Here is a 24,771-nt window from a genome sequence, read left to right on the forward strand (position 1 = left end):
GAAGTTTAGAATTTGGAGTTTTTAAACTTTGTTTTTACTATCAATAATTATAGTAACAGGCCCATCGTTGATGAGAAACACCTTCATATCAGCCCCGAATTCTCCAGTTTGTATCTCTTTACCCAGTTCAGACTCCAATACTCCTATAAATTTTTCATACATAGGTATAGCAAAATCCGGTTTGGCAGCTTTTATATAAGAAGGCCTATTCCCCTTCTTTGTACTGGCATGCAAGGTGAATTGAGAAATTAATAGGATATCTCCACCGACATCCAAGATACTCTTGTTCATGACACCAAGGTCATCGGGAAAAATCCTGAGATTTACTATCTTTTTTGAAAGCCATTCGATATCCACCTGTTCATCGGCATCTTCAATCCCCAATAGAACCATCAATCCAACACCTATTTGCCCTTTGATTTCAGCATCAATTTTAACTTGGGACTCCGAAACCCTTTGAATTACTGCAATCATAATTAGAAACTTTGCATGTCCTTGGAAAATACCACCTCCACCTTCACCGATTTTGTTTGATTGGCATGGAAAATCATTGCCTTTGCTACCTGATAATCATAAATAGGACGGTATTTCTTTGCTAATTTGAACCAGATCAAGGGTTTCATAAAAATTTTGGCCACTTCTTCCCCAAATCTAAATTCCTTTCTCTGCCCCATCAACAGAGAGGGACGGAACAATCCCAAATAATCAAAAGGAATTACTTTTAAATCTTCTTCCACCTCTCCTTTTACTTTATTATAAAATACCGCAGATTGTGGATCTGCCCCTAATGCCGAAACATACAAAAAATTGGTAACTCCGATTTTCTGAACCCATCCGGCAAAATTCAGGACAAAGTCATGGTCTACTTCATAAAATTTTTCTTTTGAGCCTGCTGATTTGATGGTTGTACCTAAAGTACAAAATGCATGCATTTCTGATGATTTGTTTTCTATTGCTTCCACCAAAGGAAACATCATTCCTCCTAGGTCTTCGGAGCGCAATTTAGCCTCTAAATCCCATTCTTTAATTTTTGCCATTTCACCTTCTATCTGGACAAGCTTTTGATGTTTTAGTGCCAGTTTTCTCCTTCCTACAGAAATTATGGTATCATAAGTACTATCCTGAATCAATTGATGTAGTAATTGCATACCAATCAACCCTGAAGTACCTGCCAGAAATGCTATTTTTTTCATTTATCCGAATTTCAAAGATTTCTTTTGATTTTAAAACCTGTCAAATTATGTTAGGTCCTATTATTTTCCCATGATCGGAATTCCTCCACTTCATGCTTCACTGAATTAAATATCGCTATCAGAACAGATAAATCATCAGTAAACCCAATTAAGGGTAAGAAATCAGGGATTATGTCCAGTGGAGTAACAAAATAAACCAGCCCAAGGACTATAAGTCCTAATGTTTTCTTGGAAACTTTAAAATCTCCTGAACGATGTGCCTGAACCATTCTTTTAAAAACCATGATTGGTTCCAGGGCTGACTGAACTTTAGGGTTGTGGGATACGGCTTCAAGCCTTTCTTTGACCTGTGAAATCAACTTATTCAATTTTCCATCCTCACCGGCGATTTCAAAAGCCTTCTCCTGATAAAGAAGTTTTGCTTTAGTAAAAAAATCACTTGTTTTTTCTCTAAAGGAAGCCATAATTAATTTTTAAAAGAAAATTCTGATTTCATCCTTCACGCTTTTCAATGCAAACTGAATGGCATCATTCTTTTGATCCAATGAAAGTTGGAATATTTTTTTGGCCAAATCAATCCCTCTTGCATCCTCAGGCATTTGTTGTATCCCGGTATTCACCAGAGTGATTACACTCTCAACTGCCCTTCTTATACTTTCCCATGTTTCATCAGAGAAATACACTTGTTGGGATAAATTGTGGTTAAACTCTTCTCTAACCTCGAAAAGCAATTGTGTGTATAAATCCCTTGCTGTGAACTCGGGATTATTTACCCTTCGTACCAGATTATTGGGTGTAATCCTTTCCAACAGAAGGCAAAGCCTTTCTCCAGCTTGCAACCTCACAGGAAGAATGGTTTGAGAATTTTGGGTTTTAATGTCAACCAGCATTTTCTCTCTGTCCTTCTTTAAAAAAGACATAATTGTAAGGTACATCCCATAGATTACCAATCCCGCAGGCAATATAATTTTTAACAAATCCGATAAATATGCCATAGTATATTTAATTATGTTCCGAATATCTGAAAATATTAGGTGCTATAAAACTTTGAGTTTTGATATTTTTTCAACCTAAATTTGAACTTCATAAAGAAAAACTGCATTTAAAAGGCATGCTAATACCGATCAACATAACAGAGAAAGCTGAAAAAGAAATAAAAAATATCATCAACACCAAAAATATTCCCAAAGATTACTTTTTAAGAGTTGGTGTGAAAGGGGGTGGTTGCGGTGGAATGTCCTATTTATTAGGTTTTGACAAACCAAAAGATGGTGACGAGCAATTTGAGATATCGGGAATTTCAGTCCTCATTGAGAAAAAACATTACATGTTTTTAATGGGTATGGAAGTTGATTTCTATGAGGGAAATGACGCAAGGGGTTTTACATTTGTCAATCCCGATCTACCCAAAAGACATGATCAGTAAATTCAACCCTACTGGAATTATATATTTAACCATCCAATATTTATTTCACCTTTTATGACTTAGATGAATTTGGTATTGGTAATAGGAAGATTGAAGAAGGAAATCTGAATTAACTTCTTCTTTTTAATTCTTCAATCTTTTCCCTTTCTTCCCCCTTCAATCTCAACAATCTGATTATTCTGTCAGGAGAGGGTTTTCCAAGAGATGAAAAAACCAAAGTAATTGCAAAAGCAATGGTGTAACCTGAATTTTTAAACAATAAAAGTCCTGTAGTGCAGAAAAATACTGACCCAAAAAGGATCCAAAAACGATCAACAGTTGCCTTTGAATACATTTTCATTTTCTTCTCAAGATCAAATTCTCCAGAATTTATCCTATTTATGACTGAATGAAAAGCTATGTAATGATAACCCAAAGCAGCATAAACAAACCCAATTCCAAAATAATCCAAAAAAACTGGTAACTCTGGGAAATCATATTCTAAAGTGCCGTTTTGAAAAGACAAGAACACAATGGCAAAAAATGGAATAGGAATGGCTATCAATATTAGCACATTCCTTTCCATTTTGTCATACATCTTTTTAAGGCTATTTTTTTCCAAATCCTTTATTCGATAATTATTTTCACGTCCGAACTGGCAGGTTTTGATGAACAGCAAAGAATATATCCCTGCTCAATCTCAGAAGCACTCAAACCCGCGTCTTCAATCATATCTACTTTCCCTGAAATCAACTTTCCCCTGCAAGCTGTACACAAACCGCTTTGACAACTGTAAGGCATGTCAACATCATGATCTAAACCTGCTTCAAGAATGGTTTTTCCTGCAGGTACTTCAAAATGGAAAGTTTCTCCCTCAAGAACCACATCTATTTCCCTTGATAACTCAGGAGCCAATTTTCCAGCAGTTTTAAGAGCTTCTTCCTTAGCATCAAGATCTGTATAAAAACTTTCCTTAATGATTGATTTGGAATCAATACCCATACCCTCCAAAGTGGCAACAGCTGTCTCCATCAATCCTTCAGGACCACATACAAAATACATCGTTTGGTCCAATTCAGGATAACGTATACTTTCTAAGGTATTCTTTAATTTGGCTGCATCTAATCTACCTTTAAGTCCTGTCCAATTGGAAGAAGGTTTACTTAAATTATGGATAACCATTAACCTGTTTTCGTATTTTTCCTCTAATTGTTCAAGGGCCTTTTTAAAAATAATCTGGTCTTCTGACCTGTTACAATAGATCAAAGTAACTTTGGAATTGGGTTCATTTATCAGTACGGATTTTAGAATACTGATGACAGGCGTGATTCCACTCCCCCCAGCTAACATGACAAAATGTTTTTTGTTTTTGGAATGAAAATTACAGGTAAAATTGCCCATAGGTTTCATTATTTCAATGGACTTACCTGCTCGGATTTGGTTATTGAGGTAATTTGAAACCAAACCCTTATCAACCCGTTTTACGGTAATTCCAGGATGAGGATCCAGGTAAGGGGAAGTACATAAACTATAGGAACGTCTTTCCTCCTTGCCATGAATGTCAAGTATCACAGTCAAATATTGACCGGGTTTATATTCTAAAAAGGGCTCTGGTTGCTCAAAATATATACTTACAGTGTCATCTGTCTCTTTGATAACTTCTCTAACTTTCAGGGATAAATATTTATCTCCAATATGATTATCTTCTTTTTTCTTTTTAAATAAATTGAACATTTCAATTTTCTTTTACACGATTTGCTTTTTATTCGAACCCAAAATTAATGCACGGTTTTCAATTTGTGCATCCCATGGATAATTATTATCTCTGTTAACAACAAATAAATCTTAAACAGGTTTCATATTCCTAAAAAAACACGAATTTAATTTTATGCTGGATTTATTCCTATGGATTAAAATAAAGTCAAAATACTACAACCATTCTTTTGGATTTTATTAAGATATAAAGACAGGTTTTTCAGGCTTTAAACCTAAATTGCAGGCTCAAACGAAAATACAATCAACATGATGCTGACAAACCTGACTGCTATTGGTTCTGTAGATGGCAGATATGGAAACAAAACTGTTCCTCTAAGGGCATATTTTTCTGAATTTGCCCTGATTAAATACAGAGTTCATGTAGAAATAGAATATTTCATTGCCTTATGTGAGCTTCCTTTACCCCAGCTTCAGTCTTTTGATAGGAATTTATTTGCTGCTTTAAGACAAATAGTCAGCAACTTCAGTGTTTCGGATGCTGAAAAAATCAAGGAAATAGAAAAAACCACCAACCATGATGTAAAAGCTGTCGAGTACTTTATCAAAGAAATGTTTGATAAGCTGGGGCTTCAATACTATAAAGAGTTTATTCATTTTGGGCTTACTTCACAGGATATCAATAATACAGCCACTCCTTTGATGCTAAAAGAAGGATTGGCAAATGTCATTTTCCCAGCTTTGCAGGAGGTGATAGATAAACTAAAAAGCCAGGCATTTGAATGGAGAGATATACCCATGTTGGCCAAAACGCATGGACAGCCAGCCTCTCCCACCCGATTGGGAAAAGAAATGCAGGTTTTTACAGTACGTCTTGAAAACCAAATGAAATTATTGGATCAAGTCCCTTTTTCAGCAAAATTTGGAGGAGCAACAGGTAATTTAAATGCACACCATGTGGCATATCCCGGATTTGATTGGAACAGTTTTGCCAACAATTTTGTGGCTACATACCTGAAATTGGAAAGAAGCTATCCGACCACTCAAATTGAACATTACGACAATCTTGCAGCATGTTTTGATGGTCTAAAAAGAATAAATACCATCCTTCTGGATTTTTCCAAAGATATCTGGCAATATGTCTCCATGAATTATTTTAAGCAGAAAATAAAAGCCGGAGAAGTAGGTTCCTCTGCCATGCCCCACAAAGTCAATCCCATTGATTTTGAAAATGCAGAAGGCAACCTTGGAATAGCCAATGCGCTTCTGGAGCACTTAGCTGCTAAATTACCCATCAGTAGATTACAAAGAGATCTTACAGACAGTACAGTGCTCAGGGTAATAGGGGTACCTTTGGCACATATGCTCATTTCACTTGAATCTTTAGCCAAAGGATTAGGAAAATTGGAACTTAATAAAGCAGCTATCGATGAAGATCTTGAAGATAATTGGGCGGTAGTAGCCGAGGCGATTCAAACTATTTTGAGAAGGGAGGCTTATCCAAATCCTTATGAGGCTCTTAAGGATCTGACAAGAACAAATGAAAAAATCACTGAATCTTCTATCAAAAATTTCATAGAAAAGTTGGATATCTCCAATGATTTGAAAGAAGAATTAAAAAAAATTAGCCCTTTTAATTACACAGGAATTCTTTAATCTCCGGCTATTTCCCCCAAAAAAACCGCATAGGCAAATTACTGTGCGGTTTTTTTGTTCATTTATTTTTTAAAAGGGAATCCAAAGTTCAACAAATATTTTATTTTTAAGATAATGAAAATCGGTTTTCAATTACCGAAATAAAATAAACCCAGCAATCATCCACCTATGCGTCAAAAAATATCCATATTTTCTTATTTAAGCAATGACTTGCCCGCAGGTTTAGTTGTGTTTCTTGTGGCTCTTCCCCTTTGCTTAGGAATTGCATTAGCATCAGGAGCTCCGCTCTTTTCCGGAATAATTGCTGGCATTATAGGGGGAGTAGTGGTTGGCTCCCTTTCAGGATCACATACCTCTGTTTCAGGGCCTGCAGCGGGGCTTACAGTAATTGTTCTTAATTCCATTGACGAACTGGGATCTTTTGAAATATTTCTCTCTGCGGTTGTTCTGGCAGGTGCCCTACAGGTATTTCTGGGAATACTGAAAGCAGGGGTTATTGGCTATTATTTTCCTACTTCAGTGATCAAAGGAATGTTGGCAGGAATTGGCATCATTCTTATTATCAAACAGATACCCTATGCCTTTGGAGTAAATGAATCGCAGGACCTGGCCCAATACATTCCTTTTGTTAATGACATTGGAGCAGTTATGGATCTCAGAAACCTTACCAAAGAATTTGATATCGGGGCAATCATCATTACCTCAGCATCCATTTTTATACTGTTCCTTTGGGAAAAATCATTTATCAAAAAAAGTAAAATACTAAAAACCATTCCTGCGCCATTGATCGTGGTAGTGATGGGTGTAGGTATCAATAAATTCTTCAAGTATTTTGTCCCCAAATTATACCTAGATATTGAAGATAAGGTTGTTCTTCCCCAAGTGAGTTCTTTCGAAGGGTTTATCAACCTGTTTACCTTTCCTGATTTCTCTCAAATTGGAAACAGTGACCTTTGGTTGGCCGCATTTACCATTGGAATTATTGCAAGTTTAGAGACACTACTCAGTTTGGAAGCTGCAGATAAAATTGACCCTTTTAAAAGGATTTCACCTCCAAATAAAGAGTTATTGGCTCAGGGAATTGGCAATATGGCCAATGGATTAATAGGAGGATTGCCTGTAACTGCGGTAATAGTAAGAAGTTCAGCAAATGTAAGTTCTGGAGCGAGAACAAAGTTTTCAGCCATTTTCCATGGAATTCTTCTTTTTGGAAGTGTCATGCTCATTCCAGGCATTTTAAATTTGATCCCTGTGGCCTGTTTGGCAGCTATCCTATTACAGGTCGGATATAAGTTGGCTAAAATTTCTCTTTTCAAAACCCAAGCCAAATTGGGATGGGATCAATTTTTACCTTTTTTAATCACCATCATTGGTATTGTGGTATTTGACCTTCTAATTGGAATTGGTTTAGGTATGGGAGTTGCAATTGTATATATCTTACTCAGAAATTTACAAAATTCACACCTCATGGAATCCGGCTTTAAAGAAAGCGGTGATTCTATCAAAATCACTTTGTCTGAGGAAGTCAGTTTCCTAAATAAAGGAGCATTAATAAAGACTTTAGAAGAAATCCCGGATGGGAAACATGTCATTATTGATGGATCAAAATCCAAAATAATTGATTATGATGTTTTGGAGGTAATAGAAAACTTCAAAACCAATGCTCCAAATAGAAATATTGAAGTAGATACTATTAAAATCAAGTCAATAAAGACCAGTAGTCTACATTGACGGGAGAAAAATTTCGGCCATCATACACCTGGCACTTCCCCCACCAATTTTTTCAATGGTAGGAATTTTTGGAGCGATAATTTCTGTAAATCTTCCAAAAGTCTGTATCTGGGCATGGCTTAATGACAGGTATGCCGCATCTGACATTACGGTATATTTCTCCCCATCTTTATTTTTGACTTCTAACATATTCCCAGCAAAAGAAAATTTTTGCTTAGTGGATATAGGAATTATTTTTTTGCCGGTTTTTTCAAGGTATTCCTGAACTTTGAGTTTCTCTGTTGCCAATGGAATACTGTCAAGGCAAACTACTGCTAATTCACTTCCTACATGCATCATCACATTGGTATGGTAAATTGGAGAAATAACATTTCCAACCAACTGGCTTGCCTCAAAGTCGATAATTTCATAGCCCATAATTCTTCCAAAATAGTTTAATGGAACCTCGTGTGTCCTTTCTGAACGGCAGGCATAGGCAATCTTATTGCTCCTATCTAAAATTAAACTTCCTGTACCTTCCAAATACTGTCCGTCTTTCTCAAAAAAAGTCATATCTACAATTTCTGAAATCCTAAATCCCCTCTTCATCAACATTTCAATCAAATCTTTCCTTCTCTCCAATCTCCTATTTGGAGAAAACATAGGATAAAGCAGCAATTTTCCATCTTCATGTGTAGTGAACCAATTATTAGGAAATACTGCATCTGTTTTTTTGGGTTCATCTGTATCCTCAGCAACCAGCACCTGAATACCTTTTCCCAATAACAGTTCAACAAATTGGTCGAATTCCCTCTGAGCCAAATGATTGATTTCAGAAGGCTTCCTTTCATCATTGATTTGATAAAAATTATTGGATGCGGTTTCAGGATTGAAACCAAAATTGGCAGGACGTACCATTAATAAAGTTGAGGTAGTTTGCTCGGGCATGTACATTAATTTTCCATAGCAAATTAGTTATTTTTTATCATACCGGTATAAGACAGGATCAATATTGAACCTTTTTTCACTTAGCGTATAATAGCTTTTCCCAGATGGATGAAATGTTATAGATTCTCCCTGAGGTTCCGGCTTATAGGGAAGAATCTGGGCCTTTCTGGAAAGTGCTTTAGGAATACTTTCATTTTCATGCCTTTGCCAATAATAAACTGTAAAATAATTTTTAATGATGATCTGTGATCCATCCTTTGAAATATCAGCTGCTACCGACATGGTGAAGGGCAATTCCAATACTTTTTCCAATTCAAATTTTTTGGCCTTGAAGGCATCTTGAGGGGCTTTATATAAAATATTCAAACTATCTCTTTTAGATAAAATAAAAATATCCTGAGTTATTGGGTCTATCATCAAAGTTTCCGCATCCCTAGGTCCTTCAGGATAATACAATTTCAAGATTTCCGGTTTGACAACCATTTTTTCTTCAATCTCTTTTGGTTCAGGAAAACGGTAAATCTTGACATGATCATATTCCCCATTATTATCACCGATTTCTCCCACATATATATAGTTGATCATTGGGTCAGGTCCAGGCCCAATAGCTATATCTTCCCAATCCCTGTTTTTTACGCCAGATAAAATAATTTTACCCCAATCTTTTCCTAAAGTGTCAATGAGATACACAGAAGGTTCTCCCCCACTGTCATTGTGAGTATATAAAATACCGGGATGAGTTCTGGAGAATGCCAAGCCACTTGCCTCATCAATTTTCTTGTTTTCCAATCTCCCTAATGGCTTGGGGCCTGAAAATAAAGAATCCTGATAATCCGGTATCAAGGGAAGAACTCTTGTCTGGGGAATCTTTTGGGAAAGTACCAAAGGAATGGTAAGAAAAATCAATATTGCTTTGAATATAGAGGAGGTTATATAGTTCATATTTGGAATCAAGCAAATTATAAACCTAATTTTCAAACTAATAGTTAAGGATTGTTAAAAAAAAAGCTGTCCATTTTAAGGACAGCTTCTCCTATTTTCAGGTGATTTACAACTTTACTCGGCTTTTTCTTTTTTATCAACCGTTATGGTCAGTTCATCTCCTTCCCCTGAATAATCTGCCATGATGATATCACCTTCAGATAATTCCCCCTTCAGGATTTCTTCAGCCAAGGCATCTTCAAGATATTTCTGTATAGCCCTATTTAGAGGCCTCGCACCGTATTGCTGGTCATAGCCTTTTTCTGCAAGAAAATCTTTTGCCTTGTCTGTTAATTTGATTTTATAGCCTAAATCAGTTATTCTTTTGAACAATTTACCAAGGCTGATATCAATTATTTTGTGGATGTGTTCTTTGTCAAGAGAATTAAACACCACAACATCATCCAATCTATTTAGGAATTCAGGACTGAATGCCTTTTTCAAAGCACTTTGAATGGTGGATTTCATCACATCATCCATACTCTGTTGTTTGGATTTAGATGCAAATCCAATACCGGCTCCAAAATCCTTCAAATCCCTAACCCCAATATTCGAGGTCATGATAATGATGGTATTTCTGAAGTCTACTCTTCTTCCCAGTCCATCTGTAAGAATACCATCGTCCAATACCTGCAATAAAATATTGAACACATCTGGGTGCGCCTTTTCAATTTCATCCAATAAGACAACAGAATATGGCTTTCTTCTCACTTTTTCAGTAAGCTGACCACCCTCTTCGTATCCAACATATCCTGGAGGCGCTCCAACCAATCTTGACACACTGAATTTCTCCATATATTCGGACATATCGATCCTAATCAGTGCATCTTCTTTATCAAATAAGTAAGTTGCTAGCATTTTCGCCAGCTCTGTTTTACCAACTCCTGTGGGGCCCAAGAAGATAAATGACCCAATGGGCTTTTTAGGATCCTTTAATCCTACTCTGGTTCTTTGAATAGCTTTGGTAAGCTTTTTAATGGCTTCTTCCTGGCCGATAACCTTTGAAGAAAGTTCTTCTTTCATATTTAGAAGTTTCGCCCCTTCATTTTGTGCTATCCTTTTGGCAGGAATACCGGTCATCATAGCAATTACTTCTGCTACATTATCCTCCTCCACAACATATCGCTTTGTCTTACTTTCCTCTTCCCATTTTAATTTGGCAGAATCTAACTGCTCCAGTAATTTTTTCTCCTTATCCCTTAACTGGGCAGCCTCTTCATATTTCTGACTTTTGACTACCCTGTTTTTTTCAACTTTTATCTTTTCAACCTCCTCTTCAAGTTTGAGAATCTCTTCAGGGACATGAATATTGTTTATATGGACCCTAGCTCCTGCTTCATCCAAAATATCAATGGCTTTATCTGGAAGGAAACGGTCAGAAATGTAGCGGTCTGATAATTTAACACAGGCATCTATTGCTTCAGGAGTATAAATCACATTATGATGATCTTCATACTTATCCTTGATGTTATTCAAGATTTGAATGGTCTCTTCCGGAGAAGTAGCATCAACCATCACCATTTGAAACCTTCTGGCCAAAGCTCCATCTTTTTCTATATATTGCCTGTACTCATCCAGTGTGGTCGCACCAATACATTGTATTTCACCCCTGGCTAAGGCAGGTTTAAACATATTGGAAGCATCCAATGATCCACTTGCGCCTCCAGCACCCACAATAGTGTGAAGCTCATCTATAAAAAGGATCACATTGGGGGATTTTTCCAATTCATTCATTACTGCTTTCATCCTTTCCTCAAACTGCCCCCTGTATTTGGTTCCTGCTACCAAGGATGCTAGATCCAATGTAACTACTCTTTTATTAAATAGTACCCTGGAAACTTTCTTCTGTACAATCCTTAAGGCTAGACCTTCTGCAATTGCTGTTTTACCTACACCTGGTTCTCCGATTAGGATCGGGTTGTTTTTCTTTCTTCTTGAAAGAATTTGAGCAACACGTTCGATCTCTTTTTCTCTTCCGATAATCGGATCCAACTTATCTTCTTCTGCCATCTTGGTCAAGTCCCTTCCAAAGTTATCCAATACGGGCGTTCTGGACTTTTCTCCGGCACTCTTGGTAGGACTCCCTGAAGAACCACTTCCAGATGATGATCCGAAAAGCTTTGATCCATCTTCATCAGGATCATCTGCTTCTGCTTTGGACCTTGGTCCTGTATCGGTTTGAAATTCCAACATCTCTTTTACGGAATCATAATTAGTATCAAACTTGTGCAGTATTTGAGTTGCTATGTTGTCCTCATCTCTTAAAATCGATAGCAACAAATGTTCTGTTCCGATTAATTGGCTTTTGAATATTTTTGCCTCGAGGTAAGTGATTTTCAATACCTTTTCTGATTGCCTGGTCAAAGGAATATTAGCCAGGTTTTTAACATTGTGGTTGGCCGTTCCTTTAACCGCTCTTTCAATGGAATTTCTAAGTTCTTCCAAAGGAACCCCAAGTTTTTTAAGTATGGAAACAGCCACTCCTTCCCCTTCGCGAATCATTCCCAACAAGAGGTGCTCAGTACCAATGTAATCATGCCCCAACCGTAAAGCTTCTTCTCGGCTGAGGGAGATCACCTCTTTAACTCTGTTTGAAAATTTTGCTTCCATTTATTTCCTTTCTGAATTTTTTTGAAATCTGTACTAATGTTACCGAATTTGTTTTAAAAACACAATCCTTTTAACGATTGTTCAATCATTTTTTTTGAGAAGCCTGAAGAATGTTTTTTGCCTCATTTCCTTCACAAAAAAGTAGATCGACCACGCTAAGGTCTGGTGCAAAGTCTACGCCAAAAAGCTGAATATAGGGTTGGGGATTATAAAAACTCCTTTCAGAAAAACTTTGTTTAGCATCTAAAATCCCCCGAATATCTTCTTTTGGCCCAATTTGCCCATTATCATTACTAATGGTAAGTCTGACATTGAGTTGGAGTAATCTAAGACAAACTGTCAGTAATTCAAAATTTAAATCAAACAAATAAGTTAAATTCTTCCCATAAACCCTATCCAAATAAGGAAAAAAATATTCAAAAAATGGTGCTTTTCCATAAGCCGAAATTATACCTCTCAAATGAACATTTTTCCATTTTTGGCTATAATCTATTTTAATATCCTTGTAGGCCACCTTTTTGTTTCCTCCCAAAACAGGGACGGAAAGCGTTTCAATTTTATTGGCCATGCGGATTCTAGTCCTATTCCTGTAGGTCTGCTTTTGATATCTTTCCCCACTATCCAAGAAGACTTCTTCATGACCTAAAATTGCAGTAAAATATTCCAATGATGGAAGATAAAATAATTCCGTAAATATCGCCATTAGAGAAACCCGATAAATTTCTTTACTTCTAACAATTCAAAGTATATCTTCAAGTGATCCCAAACCCTCCCTAACGATTTCAATATCGTTTCCAGTACAATCTAAAACAGTAGAAGCAACGTTTTTACCATATCCTCCATCTATTACTATATCTACCAAATCCCGATATTTCTCAAATATAAGTTCAGGATCTGTACTATATTCAATCACCTCATCCTCATCATGAATCGATGTAGTCAAAATGGGAGAACCAAGCTCCTTAACCAATAATCTTGGAATAGAATGATCAGGAACCCTGATGCCAACCGTTTTTTTATTGCTGTTTAGAATTTTGGGAACCTGATTGTTTGCCTCCAAAATAAAGGTGTATGGTCCAGGAAGGGCTTTTTTCATTACCTTAAAAACCGGGGTGCTCAAGGCTCTGGTATATTCGGAAATGTTGCTGAGATCATAGCAAATGAATGAGAAATTGTGCTTTTTAACCTTTATCCCTTTTATTTGAGCAATCCTTTCCACTGCCCTTTGGTTATGTATATCACAGCCCATTCCATATACAGTGTCGGTAGGGTAAATGATTACTCCCCCATCTCTTAATACATCCACTATATGTTGAATCTTCCTTGTTTCAGGATTTTCAGGATATATTTTTATAAATTCTGCAGCCATAATTCCCGTTGGGCAACAACCCAAAGCCCTTAAATTTTTTAACTTGTTTTTTTCCCCTTTTACCGGAATCCAAAATAAACTAAATGATAACCGAAGTTAACGGGCCAATTGCACAAGTCAAAATAAAAAAGAATATTTTAAACAGCGTTAAAATTTTTATCAAAAATCAATAATCTGATTACTAACATTTAACATAAACCCTTATGATAAAACCATTCAATAAAAAAATTTAAAATGGGTATATCAGCTTCTGCCCAATCAAGTAATTTTAGGTTTCCAACGTCCTCCCAGACCACATTAAGGTGTTCTTTCAAAACCAAATTACCACCTAATGACCTACAAAGAAAAGGGATGAGTTCAATTTCTTTTTCGGGAGAATAGCTATGAATATTACTTTGAAAACGTTCTATGATTTCTATTTCCAAATTCAGTTCCTCCTTGATTTCCCTGATTAAACATTCCTCCGGACTTTCATTTTCTTCAATTTTACCTCCCGGAAATTCCCATTTCAAGGGTAAAGCCATTACTTCACTTCTTTGGGCAGATAGAACTTTTCCTTCTTCCAAAATAATTGCACAGGTTACTCGGATACGTTTTACCATAGATTCAAAGGAATATTAGCCCCCTAAACAAAAATCCCTATTTTTGCCGTTACTCTTATTGATAAGGACAATTATTATGTTCGAAGACAAAAAAACAAAAATCTACCTCATTGTCATCATTACTTTCTCAGTTTTGCTGACTTCCCTGTCTTTTTACTTTTATCAGGCATTCTTCAGCCCTAATGCATTGGTTGATCAAAAGGATCCTTATATGTTGAGAATTCCCAGTAATGCAACTTTCCAACAGGTTTCGGACAGTTTGTATACCAATGAAGTAATCAATGATCTGATTACTTTCAGTTTTGTGGCCAAAGTATTAAAATACCAGGAAGCAATAAAACCCGGATTGTACACCATTCCTGTAAAAACAAATAATTTAAATTTAATCAGGTTGCTACGTTCGGGTAACCAGACTCCTGTTAAAGTGACTTTCAATAATGTAAGAACTAAGTCTGATCTTGCTGAAAAAATCACTAAAAACCTCGAAATAAATGAAAGTCAATTCAAGGAACTGTTAATGGACTCTGTTTATATCAGGAAGTTTGGTTTTGAGGAAGAAACGGTCATGTCCATGTTTATTCCAAACACATATGAATTTTGGTGGAATACCAGTGCAGAAAACTTGTTTGACAGAATGTACAGAGAATATGAAAGCTTTTGGACTGAGGCAAGAAAAGAAAAAGCAAAAAATATAGGTTTGAATCAAATTGAAGTCTCAACACTTGCCTCAATTGTACAGGCAGAAACCCAAAAAGCAGATGAAAGAGCTAGGGTAGCTGGTGTTTATATGAACAGACTTAGGATCAATATGCCTCTTCAAGCTGACCCTACCTTGGTTTTTGCGGTTGGAGATTTCACTATTAAAAGGGTTCTGAACGTACACAAAGAAATAAATAGCCCTTATAATACCTACAAATATACCGGTTTACCTCCCGGTCCAATCAACCTTCCTGAAATTTCGGCAATTGATGCTGTTTTGAATTTTGAAAACCACCAATTTCTTTATTTCTGTGCGAAGGAAGATTTTTCCGGATATCATGCCTTTGCCACCAATTTAAATGATCATTTGAATAATGCGAGAAGATATCAAAATGCATTAAATAAAGCTAAAATCTATTAGTATGTTCCAAGCAGAAACCTCTATTCGTGTCCGATATGCCGAAACCGATCAAATGGCTTATGTTTATTATGGAAATTATGCCATGTATTTTGAAGTGGCAAGGGTTGAAGCATTGAGGACCGCAGGCTTTTCCTACAAACAAATGGAAGAGGATGGAATTATTATGCCTGTGCTTGAACTCCATAGTCAATTTTTGAAACCGGGAAAATATGATGAGTTACTGACCATTAAAACCAAGATTCCAGAACTTCCTGGAATACGTATAAAATTTGAATATGAAGTAATCAATGAACTTGGTGAATTAATTACCAAAGGTTGGACAACTTTAACTTTTTTGAAAAAAGAAAACCACCGCCCCTGTAGACCTCCGCAATATTTACTAGATTTATTACGACCATATTTTCAATAATCTACTTTTAAGTGAAAAAAAGGATTCGATTATTTTCTATAAAATTTACCCGTAGAGCAAAGCTTTTGAGGAAATTCCATTTTGGAAACCCAGACCAAAACCTTTATGATGTGGGGAAAATTTTTATGGAACAAATTCGAAAAGATGAGATCAGTGAAAGGGCTGGCGCCATGGCATTTAGCTTTACCGTGGCCATGTTTCCCTTGTTGCTTTTCCTGTTAAATATGATCCCTTATATAGGTTTGTTTTTTTCAAATGTAACCACTCAAAATATCCTTTTATTTATCGGTGAAATCATTCCTGCCAGCATTTACAAGGAAGCAGAAGCAACCATCATGGATATTGTGAGCAAACCACGGCAAAGCTTACTTTCTATTGGATTTTTTCTTGCATTATTTCTGTCCACAAATGGAGTGGTTTCAATGATGAATGCCTTTAATGCAGTGTATAGGACAAAGGAAAACCGCTCTTTTTGGACTACAAGATTTATTGCTGTCAGCATAGTTATGATCCTTGTTTTGGCCATTTGCGGAGCAGTTGTAATTATGATTTTCGGAAGTAGTATCCTGTATTCTATTTCTGAATGGGAAATTGTGTCTAGCTCACTTTATTATTACATGTTGTCTTTTTTCAGGTTTATTGTCCTTTTATCTGTTTTTACTCTTGCCACTGCTTATATCTTTAGGTTTGCACCTGCGGTACATGATAAATGGCATTTCTTTTCAGCAGGTTCTATTACTGCTGGCGTTTTGATAAACTTCAGTTTCTATCTTTTCTCTTTTTATTTGAACAATTTTGCAACCTACAATAAACTTTATGGATCAATAGGTGCAATGATCGCAGTTATGTTGTGGCTTTTTATAACCTCTTTGATTATTCTGATTTGTTTTGAAATAAATGTCAGTTTGGATAAAGCTGCTGAACGAAGGATGATCACAGAAAAACTTGCAAACAAAATATGATAAAAGTCATGTTTTGTCGGAGTAAAAATCAAGTCAACTACGCTTAGTTGTCTTTAATTTTGTCCAATATTTTAATCTGAATTTGTATGGAAACCAATAAAAGCATTTTTATTGCCACAGCGCAACCATTTAGCGGAAAGTCAATTGTTTCATTAGGACTTGTGGATATTTTGTTAGGAAAAACCCAAAAAATAGGATATTTCAAACCTATCATTAATGATAAACCGGAAATAAAAAGGGATCCTCATATTGACACTTTGATCAATCATTTCAAACTACCCATCCAATATGAAAAGGCTTTTGCCTATACAAGAGAAGAAGCCAATCATTTGGTGGAGTCTGGATTTCAGGGGGAAATTATCGATACCATTATCAGCAAATATAAAAGCCTTGAGGAGGAATTTGACTTTACAATTATTGAAGGAAGTGATTTTTTGGGAGAAGGAACAGCTTTTGAATTTGATGCAAACGCAACAATTGCAAAAAATCTGGGTACTCCCGTCATAATAGTTTCATCAGGAGATGGAAAAACCATACCGCAAATCCTTAATTCAATCCTGGTAACCCTTCAGAATTTTCTGCAGAGAAAAGTAAGGGTAATAGCGATAGTTTTAAATAAGGTTGAACCTTCGGAAGTGGATGAAATCAGAAAATTGCTCAAACCACAGCTTAAGAAAAATATAATCCTCAGTGTCATTCCAAAGATCATTGAACTGAAAAGTCCTACATTGAAGGAAGTAAAAGATCATTTAGGTGCCAAGGTATTATTTGGAGAAAAATTTTTGTCAAACAGGGCTGATCACTTCATTTTTGGAGCAATGCAGGTTCCTAACTTTTTAAACCATATCGTTCAAAATGTATTGATTGTAACTCCAGGTGACCGAGCGGATATCATATTAGCCTCCCTACAAGCAAACCTCTCCAAAAATTATCCAAAAATTGCAGGAATTGTCACAACTGGAGGATTCGATATCGCTGAATCTGTAATTCGTCTGATAGAAGGATCCAACACCATGGTGCCGGTTTTAAGGGTTGAGGAACCTTCTTTTTATGCTGCTACCAAGGTCGCAGGCATACATTCAAAAATTTCTTCAGAAAACGCGGACAAAATCAATATTGCAATTAATACTTTTAGGAAATATACTGATATTCAGTCACTTGAAAAAGAAATCGCAGCATTTAAACCTGTTGGAATGACCCCTAGAATGTTCCAATACCAATTGGTAAGCTGGGCAAAAAATCGGAAAAAACATATAGTTCTGCCAGAAGGAAAAGATGAAAGGGTGCTGAAAGCTGCAGATAGACTGCTTAAGCAGGGAATTGTTGACATCACTTTATTAGGAGATGTAAATGAAATCATGACCAATATCAGTCGTATGGGATTGTGTATGACCCAGGAAAACTGCCATATCATTAATCCTCAGGATTCTCCTTTGTTTGATGACTATGTTCAAACACTTTTTGAATTGAGGAGAGGTAAAAACATGCCTTTGGAAGTGGCAAAAGATTTAATGACAGACGTTGCTTACTTTGGAACCATGATGGTTTACAAGGGGCATGCTGATGGTATGGTTTCAGGTGCTATCCATACCACCGCGCATACTATAAGGCCCGCACTTCAGTTTGTAAAAACCAAGCCTGGAATCTCCTTGGTTTCCTCCATTTTCTTCATGTGTCTTCCAGATAGAGTCACTATTTTTGGAGACTGTGCCATCAATATTGATCCTACGGCCGAAGAATTGGCAGAAATTGCTATTTCCTCTGCGGAAACAAGCAAAAAATTCGGAATTGAACCTAGAGTGGCTATGTTGTCCTATTCTTCCGGGGAGTCAGGAACAGGCGAAGATGTAGAGAAAGTACGTAAAGCTACTGATATTGTCAAATCCAAAAGACCGGATATTAAAGTGGAAGGCCCTATTCAATATGATGCTGCAGTTGACCCCATCACCGGCCAGCAAAAAATGCCTGGTTCAGAAGTGGCCGGAAAGGCGACTGTTTTGGTATTTCCTGATCTTAACACAGGAAATAACACTTATAAAGCAGTTCAAAGGGAAACAGGGGCAATAGCCATTGGACCAATGCTTCAAGGTCTCAACAAACCGGTAAATGATTTAAGTAGAGGATGTACCGTGGATGATATTTTCAATACCGTAGTAATCACTGCTATCCAGGCTCAGGAAGATTGAATTCCGTCTTTAACCTGAAAATAAAAGTCGCAATCAAGGGCAAAGAAAATTAATTCTATGAAAATATTAGTATTGAATTCAGGGAGCAGCTCTCTAAAATACCAGCTTTTTGAAATGCCAAATGATAAGCCGCTATGTAGCGGTTTAGTTGACAGGATAGGGTTAGAAGGCTCTACCATTACCCATAAAATTTTTAGAGGTCAAACTGAAGACAAACTGAAACTTGATGAAACTGTCAAAGATCATGAAGAAGGTCTATTGAAAGTCACTCAGTTGCTTACAGATTCAGAAAAAGGGGTTATCAAAAACACCAATGAAGTAGAGGCCATTGGCCATAGGGTAGTTCATGGGGGAGAACAATTTGCATCCACCACATTGATCAATAATGAGGTGAAAACAAAAATCAAAGAGCTTTTTGCAATTGCACCCTTACACAATCCACCAAATCTTTTGGGAATCACCGTAGCTGAAAGGGTATTCCCAAAAGCCAAACAGGTAGCAGTTTTTGACACAGCTTTTCATCAAACCATGCCTGCGCTTTCCTATAGATTCGCCATTCCAAAGGAAATGTATACTGAGATGGGGATCCGTGCTTATGGTTTCCATGGAACCAGTCATCAATATGTTTCTAAAAAAGCTATCCAATACTTGGGAAATCCAAAGGCAAAAATCATTACTATTCATTTGGGAAATGGAAGTAGTATGACTGCTATTGATTCAGGAAAATCGGTGGACACCAGTATGGGATTGGGACCTATGGGTGGATTGGTCATGGGAACCAGGGCCGGAGATGTAGATCCATCCATCATTTTCCATTTGATCAATGAAAGAGGCTATGACCCTAAGGAGGTCAATGACATTTTAAATAAAAAAAGTGGATTACTGGGATTATGTGGATTCAGTGACATGAGAGATGTGAAGCAGGCCATATTAGAAGGAAACCAGGATGCTAAACTGGCATATGACCTTTATGCCTATAGAATTCAAAAATATATTGGTAATTTTTCTGCTGTTTTGAAAGGACTGGATGCCATTGTATTTACTGCAGGAATAGGTGAAAATGACATCCAAATGAGAGAAGCTGTTTGCTGTGACATGGGCTTTTTTGGCATGGAACTAGACAAAAATAAAAATTCATTGCCAGGTAATCACTTAAGAGAAATTAACACATACGGTTCCAAAGTTAAAATTTTGGTCATTCCCACAAATGAAGAATTAGAAATAGGCCAGCAAACATATTCTCTGCTAAAAGATTGAATCTACGTTTTTTCCATTTCAATCCGGAAATAAGCTCTTATCGATATTTGGTATTATTTTGATAGCATTCTTATAATACAATTTTTTCAATACTTCATCAGATAGACCTAAACCGTACATGCTCCAAAAAGCATGGTACTTTTTATAATATGGAAAGTATTCATCTTCTGTTTCCAAAACTCTGAAGTAAGTATAAAATTCTTCTTTATTATACGAATCTTTACCAAAAAGAACCCTGTCCTGGTATTTGGTAAAAAAAGCATTGGCACGCTTGGGCTGCCTTCCGAATTCTGCAATTACTGCACCAATCCCAAAATATACATTGGGGTATTTTTGAAGATGTGCCTCTGCTTTATCCAGATCATTCGCCATCCAGCCCATATGGGCATTGATAAAGGTAGTTTTGGGATGCTTTGCAAATACATCATGCTGCTCGGCAATGATCTGCTCAAAAGGAGCAGGGTCAGTATCACTTCTTTTTCTTCCCGGATTTAACTTCAATTCCAACCATCTCTCATTATTGGCGTCCAAGGGTTGCCAAAATGGAGCCGGATCAGCTGAATGAATCAAAACAGGAATCCCTAATTCTCCTGCCTTAGCCCATACCGGATCTAAATCAGGATGGTTTACAGGAACCCTCTGTCCATGTATATCTTTAACGGAAAACCCAAGACTTTTGTAAATCTTTAGACCGTTCGCGCCATTTTTTACATCCTCTTCCAAATCATTAACAGCTTTTTCAATCCATCCTTTTGAACCGAAATCTGTGAATGAAAGATTGGTGAATACTATAAATCGTCCAGGAGCAATACCATTAAACCTTCTAATCATAGCATACATATAAGCTTTGGCTTCCTCATCATTCCCTGACCTTGCAAAACCTCTTCCGCTTAAATTAACCATTACTGCCATGTTTATCTCATCCATTTCACCAACCAATCGGTTGACGGTCTCCTGACTAACGTTCCACTGGTGACTATGCACATCAATGAATGGGAATTTGGCCCTATACACGGGATTTTGCGGTACAACAAGGGTGGAAGGAGGATTGTAATCCTCGAAACTCATTTCCTGGGAAAGAAGCGTACCGTAAAAAATTACCAGAGGAAAAATCAAAAAGAATCTCATAAAAGCAAATCCTGATCCAAGGCACAGGGAATTTTTCATAAATATCATTAATTAAGTATGATTATTAGACACATTTAGTTAATCAATGGTTTAATTTTATTAAGGCGGAATATTTTAAAATTTCAGGAAAGAACCTGGCCGCCTATCAAAATTATCAAAGGAAAACACCAAAGTATCCTGCTTTCAGTCTATTTGTACAAAAAAGAAAAGTTCAAAATTCTTTTTTAACCCCTAAAGGCATCTTTTTCCTACCTAATAATATAAAAAACAAACCGCTTTTTATCTAAGGACATACTAAATTTTCTTTTTATTTTTAGATAATATCTATCAATCGCACTATGAAAAAACATGTTTTATTAACCATCTTGTTCACTTTGACATTAACTGTTTTATTTGCTCAAAAAGAAGAAAAAACAGATAAACTCATCAAAGACTCAAATTCATCAAAAAATGCCTTTCTAAAAGCTGACCCGGAAATGGCAGGATTTTTTGATAGATCTGCCGGTTATGTTATTTTTCCAAATGTTGGTAAAGGAGGTTTAGGTGTTGGAGCTGCTTCCGGCAATGGAATTCTTTTCGAAAAAGGGAATGCAGTAGGCCGGGCAAAAATGACCCAGGTTACCATAGGTTTTCAAGCTGGTGGACAAGCTTATCAAGAAGTTATTTTCTTTGAGGATCAAAGGGCATTGGAAAGATTCAAAGACAATAAATTCGAATTTTCCGCCCAAGTGTCCGCAGTAGCTGCTGCTTCAGGTGCATCCGCTGACGCCAAATATGATGATGGTGTTTTGGTTTTCACCTTACCAAAAAAGGGGTTAATGTATGAAGCTTCAGTTGGTGGACAGAAATTTAGCTACACTTCATTCTAATGATTTGAGGTTAGAAATATCCATTAAAAAAGAGGCTGTCCCATAAAGATGGACAGCTTCTTCTTTCTGAAACCAAATTCCAATTATCAGAAGGAAATACCTGCACCAATTTGAAAATATCTGTTGGCATTTCCATTATTTACATCCATAAGTCCATAATGATACCTTGCTTCAATTGAAATCATCAAAATTTTAAACCCTAGGCCAATATGGGCAGGAACATCAAATCCACTTGTCTTATTATTATCATTTAAAACATCTGAGCCATTCAAAAGATATTCTTCACCGATTCTAAAATTACCATTTATACCTCCTTGGGCGTAAACGGGCCCTAATTTTACCCTTAATGCCAGGGGTATGCTTAAATAGTCTATAGATCTATAATTGCTGTCATCACTTTTGTGACCATTTTGAATGTATTCAAGGCCATAATTGATCATTAAAAGATCCCCCAAACCAATCCTGCTGTTCTTGAAAATACCCACATAAAACCCAGGCAAATCCCCATCTACCTGGTCACCATCATTCCATGTACCTGATGATTGATAACCACCACGAAAACCTATATCCTGAGCCATTGTCTCAAAATTCATTGAAACTATTTCAATCAATAAGAAAACTAAGATAACTTTTTTCATAATTATGGATTTTTCAAATCGCTCCTACTCTATTGGCTTTTCGGATTCCGCCTTACTATTTCTCGATATGAATCCTTTTTATTTTCCTTAATTCTATATTCAATCTTTTTCAGCTTCTTTATTTTTAGATTTATCCAAATGATCAACATTCACCTGAAAACCCTGAGGTTTGTAATCTTTTGGTAAGTATTGGGAAGGTATAGTACTCATATTTCCATCCCTTGCTGCCCTATAATGAGGAGACATAATTTCAATACCTTTTTCATTACAGACATCTTGAATATTCTGATGAAGCTCAGATTGCACTATCCCCCATTTATCAGTAAGATGCGTATATCCCAAAATTTGGTAAGCAACATAGAAATCTTCCAAGGCAGTCTGCAAAACAAATGGTTTTGGATGTTTATTGATTCCTCCAGTCCGCATTGCAGCTTCAATTAAAGCATTGTGCATGTCTCGCCACGGCACATCATATCCAATGGTTACAGTAGTGTGTACCATAACTCCATCCTCAGCTGCAAAAGTGCTATAATTAACGGTATTACCTAAAAGTACAGTGGAATTGGGGATGGTTATTTCCTCATTCTTAAGTGTTTTCAACTTCGTCACCAAAACTGTTTTATCTATTACAATACCCATATTGTCTCCGATTTTGATCCTATCTCCTATTTTAAAGGGCCTCATATAGGTGATGACCAATCCCGCTATCAAGTTGGCTATGGCAGAGGAAGAACCAAGAGAAAAAAGTATTCCAATAAACACTGAAACACCTCTGAAAATCCCTGATTCAGATCCAGGTAAATATGGAAAAATCAAGATTATGGTAAAAGCCAAAAGTAGCAGCCTGATGATACCAAATGTAGGCATAGCCCAATCCTGGTGAAATCCTGAAATTTTAAGTTTCCCTAATTCGATTTCCGAAAAAATATACCTTATGAATTTAATAAAATACCTCATTACCAAAATGATAGCCAAAATGGTAATCAGGTTGGGAAGAAACTCCCATATTGAAATGAAAATAAATTTAAAAGGTGACCAAATTAAATCAAAAAGTACTTCAGACCAATCTTGGGTCAAAATAAAAATACTGAAAAACAAAGACAAAGCAATATATCCTAAAATGATAAAGACAGCCCATTTTGCTATTTTTAGAAAAATTAGAATTAATTCTAATTCTTGTTTAATATTTAAAAATGTATAATCCCGATATTTTAGGTCATGCAACCATTTTAATTGAGAAGTTTCAACTCTTTTCCGAAACCTAATAAATAATTTATTGATAAAATGAAATATTAAAACCGCAATCGCAACAACCAGCAGCCCCAACAAACCTCTCCAGATATAGTTTGAGATTTTTCTTTTCTCTTTGACTTCTTTTATATAATTGTATATAAAAAGCTTTAATCTTTCCGCAATTTCTTCCTGGGATTTTCCGTTGATTTCTGCATCCATATGGGTAACCCCTACCAAAATCAAATCTCCATAAACTACATCTACTGTCAGGTCAGATTTTACGACTTGAAAATATTCCAATTTGAAATCATCTTTTTCATATAAATCTTTAATCCTATTTCCGATATGTAAGGCCCTTTCCTCAGGACTAAATGACCCTATTTTTGAATGCACATAAAAAAGCGTATCAGACATAAGGCCAATAACCGGAAAGCCCTTTTGCTTTTCAGTATTTCCCTCTTGTTGAGAATTTTTTGTGGAATCATTTTGAATTTGGGCAAAAGAAAGACTCACTGCAAAAAGCAGAAAAAACAACAGTAAAAATTTTTCAATTCTCCACATAAGAAAAATGATTAGATAATTTAAATAGAATTAAATTCCGTAAAATGAATAATATTAAATTTAAATTTTAATTTATTTTATAACTTCAGAATAATTTAAAATTAACTTTCTTAAACGTATTTACCAACTACTGTATTTTTTTCTTGTACTTTCATACTATCAAGATGAATTGAATTTTATCCTTACTAATGGATTTGAAAGATCAAAACTTTTCTTGGGTT

Annotated in this window: 24 protein-coding genes; 9 read left to right on the top strand and 15 right to left on the bottom strand. The window is 36.2% G+C overall.

The window, feature by feature from the left end; genetic code table 11:
* Positions 1-21 precede the first annotated feature (21 nt).
* The 4 genes from dtd to ACFSKV_RS17870 are packed head-to-tail and all read right to left on the bottom strand — an operon-like array spanning position 22 to position 2,188.
* Positions 22-474 carry a D-aminoacyl-tRNA deacylase gene (dtd, locus tag ACFSKV_RS17855; protein ID WP_380805887.1) on the bottom strand — a complete coding sequence of 151 codons (453 nt, stop codon included), beginning with the start codon at positions 472-474 and terminating at the stop codon, positions 22-24.
* Between the two features lie 2 nt (positions 475-476).
* Entirely contained in the window at positions 477-1,193 is a 717-nt protein-coding gene (locus ACFSKV_RS17860; RefSeq protein WP_380805890.1) for a Rossmann-fold NAD(P)-binding domain-containing protein, read from the bottom strand.
* Positions 1,194-1,243: 50 nt separating this feature from the next.
* Positions 1,244-1,657 (bottom strand): YkvA family protein, encoded by a 414-nt coding sequence (locus ACFSKV_RS17865; protein WP_380805892.1) that lies wholly within the window; start codon positions 1,655-1,657, stop codon positions 1,244-1,246.
* 9 nt (positions 1,658-1,666) lie between these two features.
* A complete protein-coding gene (locus tag ACFSKV_RS17870; protein WP_380805895.1) occupies positions 1,667-2,188 on the bottom strand; it encodes a DUF7935 family protein in 522 nt (173 codons plus the stop codon).
* Between the two features lie 116 nt (positions 2,189-2,304).
* On the opposite strand from ACFSKV_RS17870, the gene ACFSKV_RS17875 reads away from it, so the two are divergent.
* Positions 2,305-2,619, top strand: coding sequence for a HesB/IscA family protein (locus ACFSKV_RS17875; RefSeq protein ID WP_380805898.1), 315 nt, complete (start codon positions 2,305-2,307; stop codon positions 2,617-2,619).
* A gap of 109 nt (positions 2,620-2,728) precedes the next feature.
* Here the strand turns inward: ACFSKV_RS17875 and ACFSKV_RS17880 are convergent, their stop codons facing one another.
* Complete coding sequence (locus ACFSKV_RS17880; RefSeq protein WP_380805900.1) at positions 2,729-3,196, bottom strand: hypothetical protein; 468 nt, start codon at positions 3,194-3,196, stop codon at positions 2,729-2,731.
* Between the two features lie 29 nt (positions 3,197-3,225).
* Positions 3,226-4,332 carry a 2Fe-2S iron-sulfur cluster-binding protein gene (locus tag ACFSKV_RS17885; protein ID WP_380805903.1) on the bottom strand — a complete coding sequence of 369 codons (1,107 nt, stop codon included), beginning with the start codon at positions 4,330-4,332 and terminating at the stop codon, positions 3,226-3,228.
* Between the two features lie 288 nt (positions 4,333-4,620).
* Here ACFSKV_RS17885 and purB point away from each other — a divergent pair, with 288 nt between their 5' ends.
* Together purB and ACFSKV_RS17895 are read left to right on the top strand one after the other, a co-directional pair.
* Complete coding sequence (gene purB, locus ACFSKV_RS17890; protein WP_380805905.1) at positions 4,621-5,967, top strand: adenylosuccinate lyase; 1,347 nt, start codon at positions 4,621-4,623, stop codon at positions 5,965-5,967.
* 168 nt (positions 5,968-6,135) lie between these two features.
* A complete protein-coding gene (locus ACFSKV_RS17895; RefSeq protein ID WP_380805907.1) occupies positions 6,136-7,698 on the top strand; it encodes a SulP family inorganic anion transporter in 1,563 nt (520 codons plus the stop codon).
* On the opposite strand, the gene ctlX is transcribed toward ACFSKV_RS17895, so the two are convergent.
* The 6 genes from ctlX to ACFSKV_RS17925 all read right to left on the bottom strand — a co-directional run bounded on the left by ctlX (position 7,690) and on the right by ACFSKV_RS17925 (position 14,187).
* Positions 7,690-8,625, bottom strand: coding sequence for a citrulline utilization hydrolase CtlX (gene ctlX / locus ACFSKV_RS17900; protein ID WP_380805910.1), 936 nt, complete (start codon positions 8,623-8,625; stop codon positions 7,690-7,692). The genes ACFSKV_RS17895 and ctlX overlap by 9 nt on opposite strands.
* A 27-nt stretch (positions 8,626-8,652) precedes the next feature.
* Positions 8,653-9,567, bottom strand: a complete 915-nt coding sequence (locus tag ACFSKV_RS17905; protein WP_380805912.1) for a hypothetical protein — start codon at positions 9,565-9,567, stop codon at positions 8,653-8,655.
* Between the two features lie 114 nt (positions 9,568-9,681).
* Positions 9,682-12,216, bottom strand: coding sequence for an ATP-dependent Clp protease ATP-binding subunit (locus ACFSKV_RS17910; RefSeq protein ID WP_380805915.1), 2,535 nt, complete (start codon positions 12,214-12,216; stop codon positions 9,682-9,684).
* A gap of 85 nt (positions 12,217-12,301) precedes the next feature.
* Positions 12,302-12,919, bottom strand: coding sequence for a WbqC family protein (locus ACFSKV_RS17915; RefSeq protein WP_380805917.1), 618 nt, complete (start codon positions 12,917-12,919; stop codon positions 12,302-12,304).
* A 36-nt stretch (positions 12,920-12,955) separates the two neighbouring features.
* Positions 12,956-13,585: an L-threonylcarbamoyladenylate synthase gene (locus ACFSKV_RS17920; protein ID WP_380805919.1), complete on the bottom strand. Its 630-nt coding sequence runs from the start codon at positions 13,583-13,585 to the stop codon at positions 12,956-12,958.
* Positions 13,586-13,773: 188 nt separating this feature from the next.
* Entirely contained in the window at positions 13,774-14,187 is a 414-nt protein-coding gene (locus ACFSKV_RS17925) for a (deoxy)nucleoside triphosphate pyrophosphohydrolase (protein ID WP_380805922.1), read from the bottom strand.
* 76 nt (positions 14,188-14,263) lie between these two features.
* Between ACFSKV_RS17925 and mltG the strand changes: the two genes are divergently transcribed.
* The 5 genes from mltG (at position 14,264) to ACFSKV_RS17950 (ending at position 20,121) form a co-directional block, all read left to right on the top strand.
* Complete coding sequence (mltG, locus tag ACFSKV_RS17930) at positions 14,264-15,307, top strand: endolytic transglycosylase MltG (protein WP_380805924.1); 1,044 nt, start codon at positions 14,264-14,266, stop codon at positions 15,305-15,307.
* Between the two features lies 1 nt (position 15,308).
* Complete coding sequence (locus tag ACFSKV_RS17935; protein ID WP_380805927.1) at positions 15,309-15,716, top strand: acyl-CoA thioesterase; 408 nt, start codon at positions 15,309-15,311, stop codon at positions 15,714-15,716.
* An 11-nt stretch (positions 15,717-15,727) separates the two neighbouring features.
* A complete protein-coding gene (locus tag ACFSKV_RS17940) occupies positions 15,728-16,678 on the top strand; it encodes a YihY/virulence factor BrkB family protein (protein ID WP_380805930.1) in 951 nt (316 codons plus the stop codon).
* Between the two features lie 86 nt (positions 16,679-16,764).
* Positions 16,765-18,864, top strand: coding sequence for a phosphate acetyltransferase (gene pta / locus ACFSKV_RS17945; RefSeq protein WP_380805932.1), 2,100 nt, complete (start codon positions 16,765-16,767; stop codon positions 18,862-18,864).
* Positions 18,865-18,921: 57 nt separating this feature from the next.
* Entirely contained in the window at positions 18,922-20,121 is a 1,200-nt protein-coding gene (locus tag ACFSKV_RS17950) for an acetate/propionate family kinase (protein ID WP_380805935.1), read from the top strand.
* Between the two features lie 18 nt (positions 20,122-20,139).
* Here the strand turns inward: ACFSKV_RS17950 and ACFSKV_RS17955 are convergent, their stop codons facing one another.
* Positions 20,140-21,249: an amidohydrolase family protein gene (locus ACFSKV_RS17955; RefSeq protein ID WP_380806430.1), complete on the bottom strand. Its 1,110-nt coding sequence runs from the start codon at positions 21,247-21,249 to the stop codon at positions 20,140-20,142.
* A gap of 338 nt (positions 21,250-21,587) precedes the next feature.
* Between ACFSKV_RS17955 and ACFSKV_RS17960 the strand changes: the two genes are divergently transcribed.
* Positions 21,588-22,118 (top strand): lipid-binding SYLF domain-containing protein, encoded by a 531-nt coding sequence (locus ACFSKV_RS17960; protein ID WP_380805938.1) that lies wholly within the window; start codon positions 21,588-21,590, stop codon positions 22,116-22,118.
* A gap of 86 nt (positions 22,119-22,204) precedes the next feature.
* On the opposite strand, the gene ACFSKV_RS17965 is transcribed toward ACFSKV_RS17960, so the two are convergent.
* On the bottom strand, positions 22,205-22,756 hold the full coding sequence (locus tag ACFSKV_RS17965) for an outer membrane beta-barrel protein (RefSeq protein ID WP_380805941.1): 552 nt from the start codon (positions 22,754-22,756) through the stop codon (positions 22,205-22,207).
* 99 nt (positions 22,757-22,855) lie between these two features.
* Positions 22,856-24,550 carry a mechanosensitive ion channel family protein gene (locus ACFSKV_RS17970; protein ID WP_380805944.1) on the bottom strand — a complete coding sequence of 565 codons (1,695 nt, stop codon included), beginning with the start codon at positions 24,548-24,550 and terminating at the stop codon, positions 22,856-22,858.
* Between the last annotated feature and the right edge of the window lie 221 nt (positions 24,551-24,771).

The organism is Shivajiella indica, assembly GCF_042683085.1.
GTDB lineage: Bacteria > Bacteroidota > Bacteroidia > Cytophagales > Cyclobacteriaceae > Shivajiella > Shivajiella indica.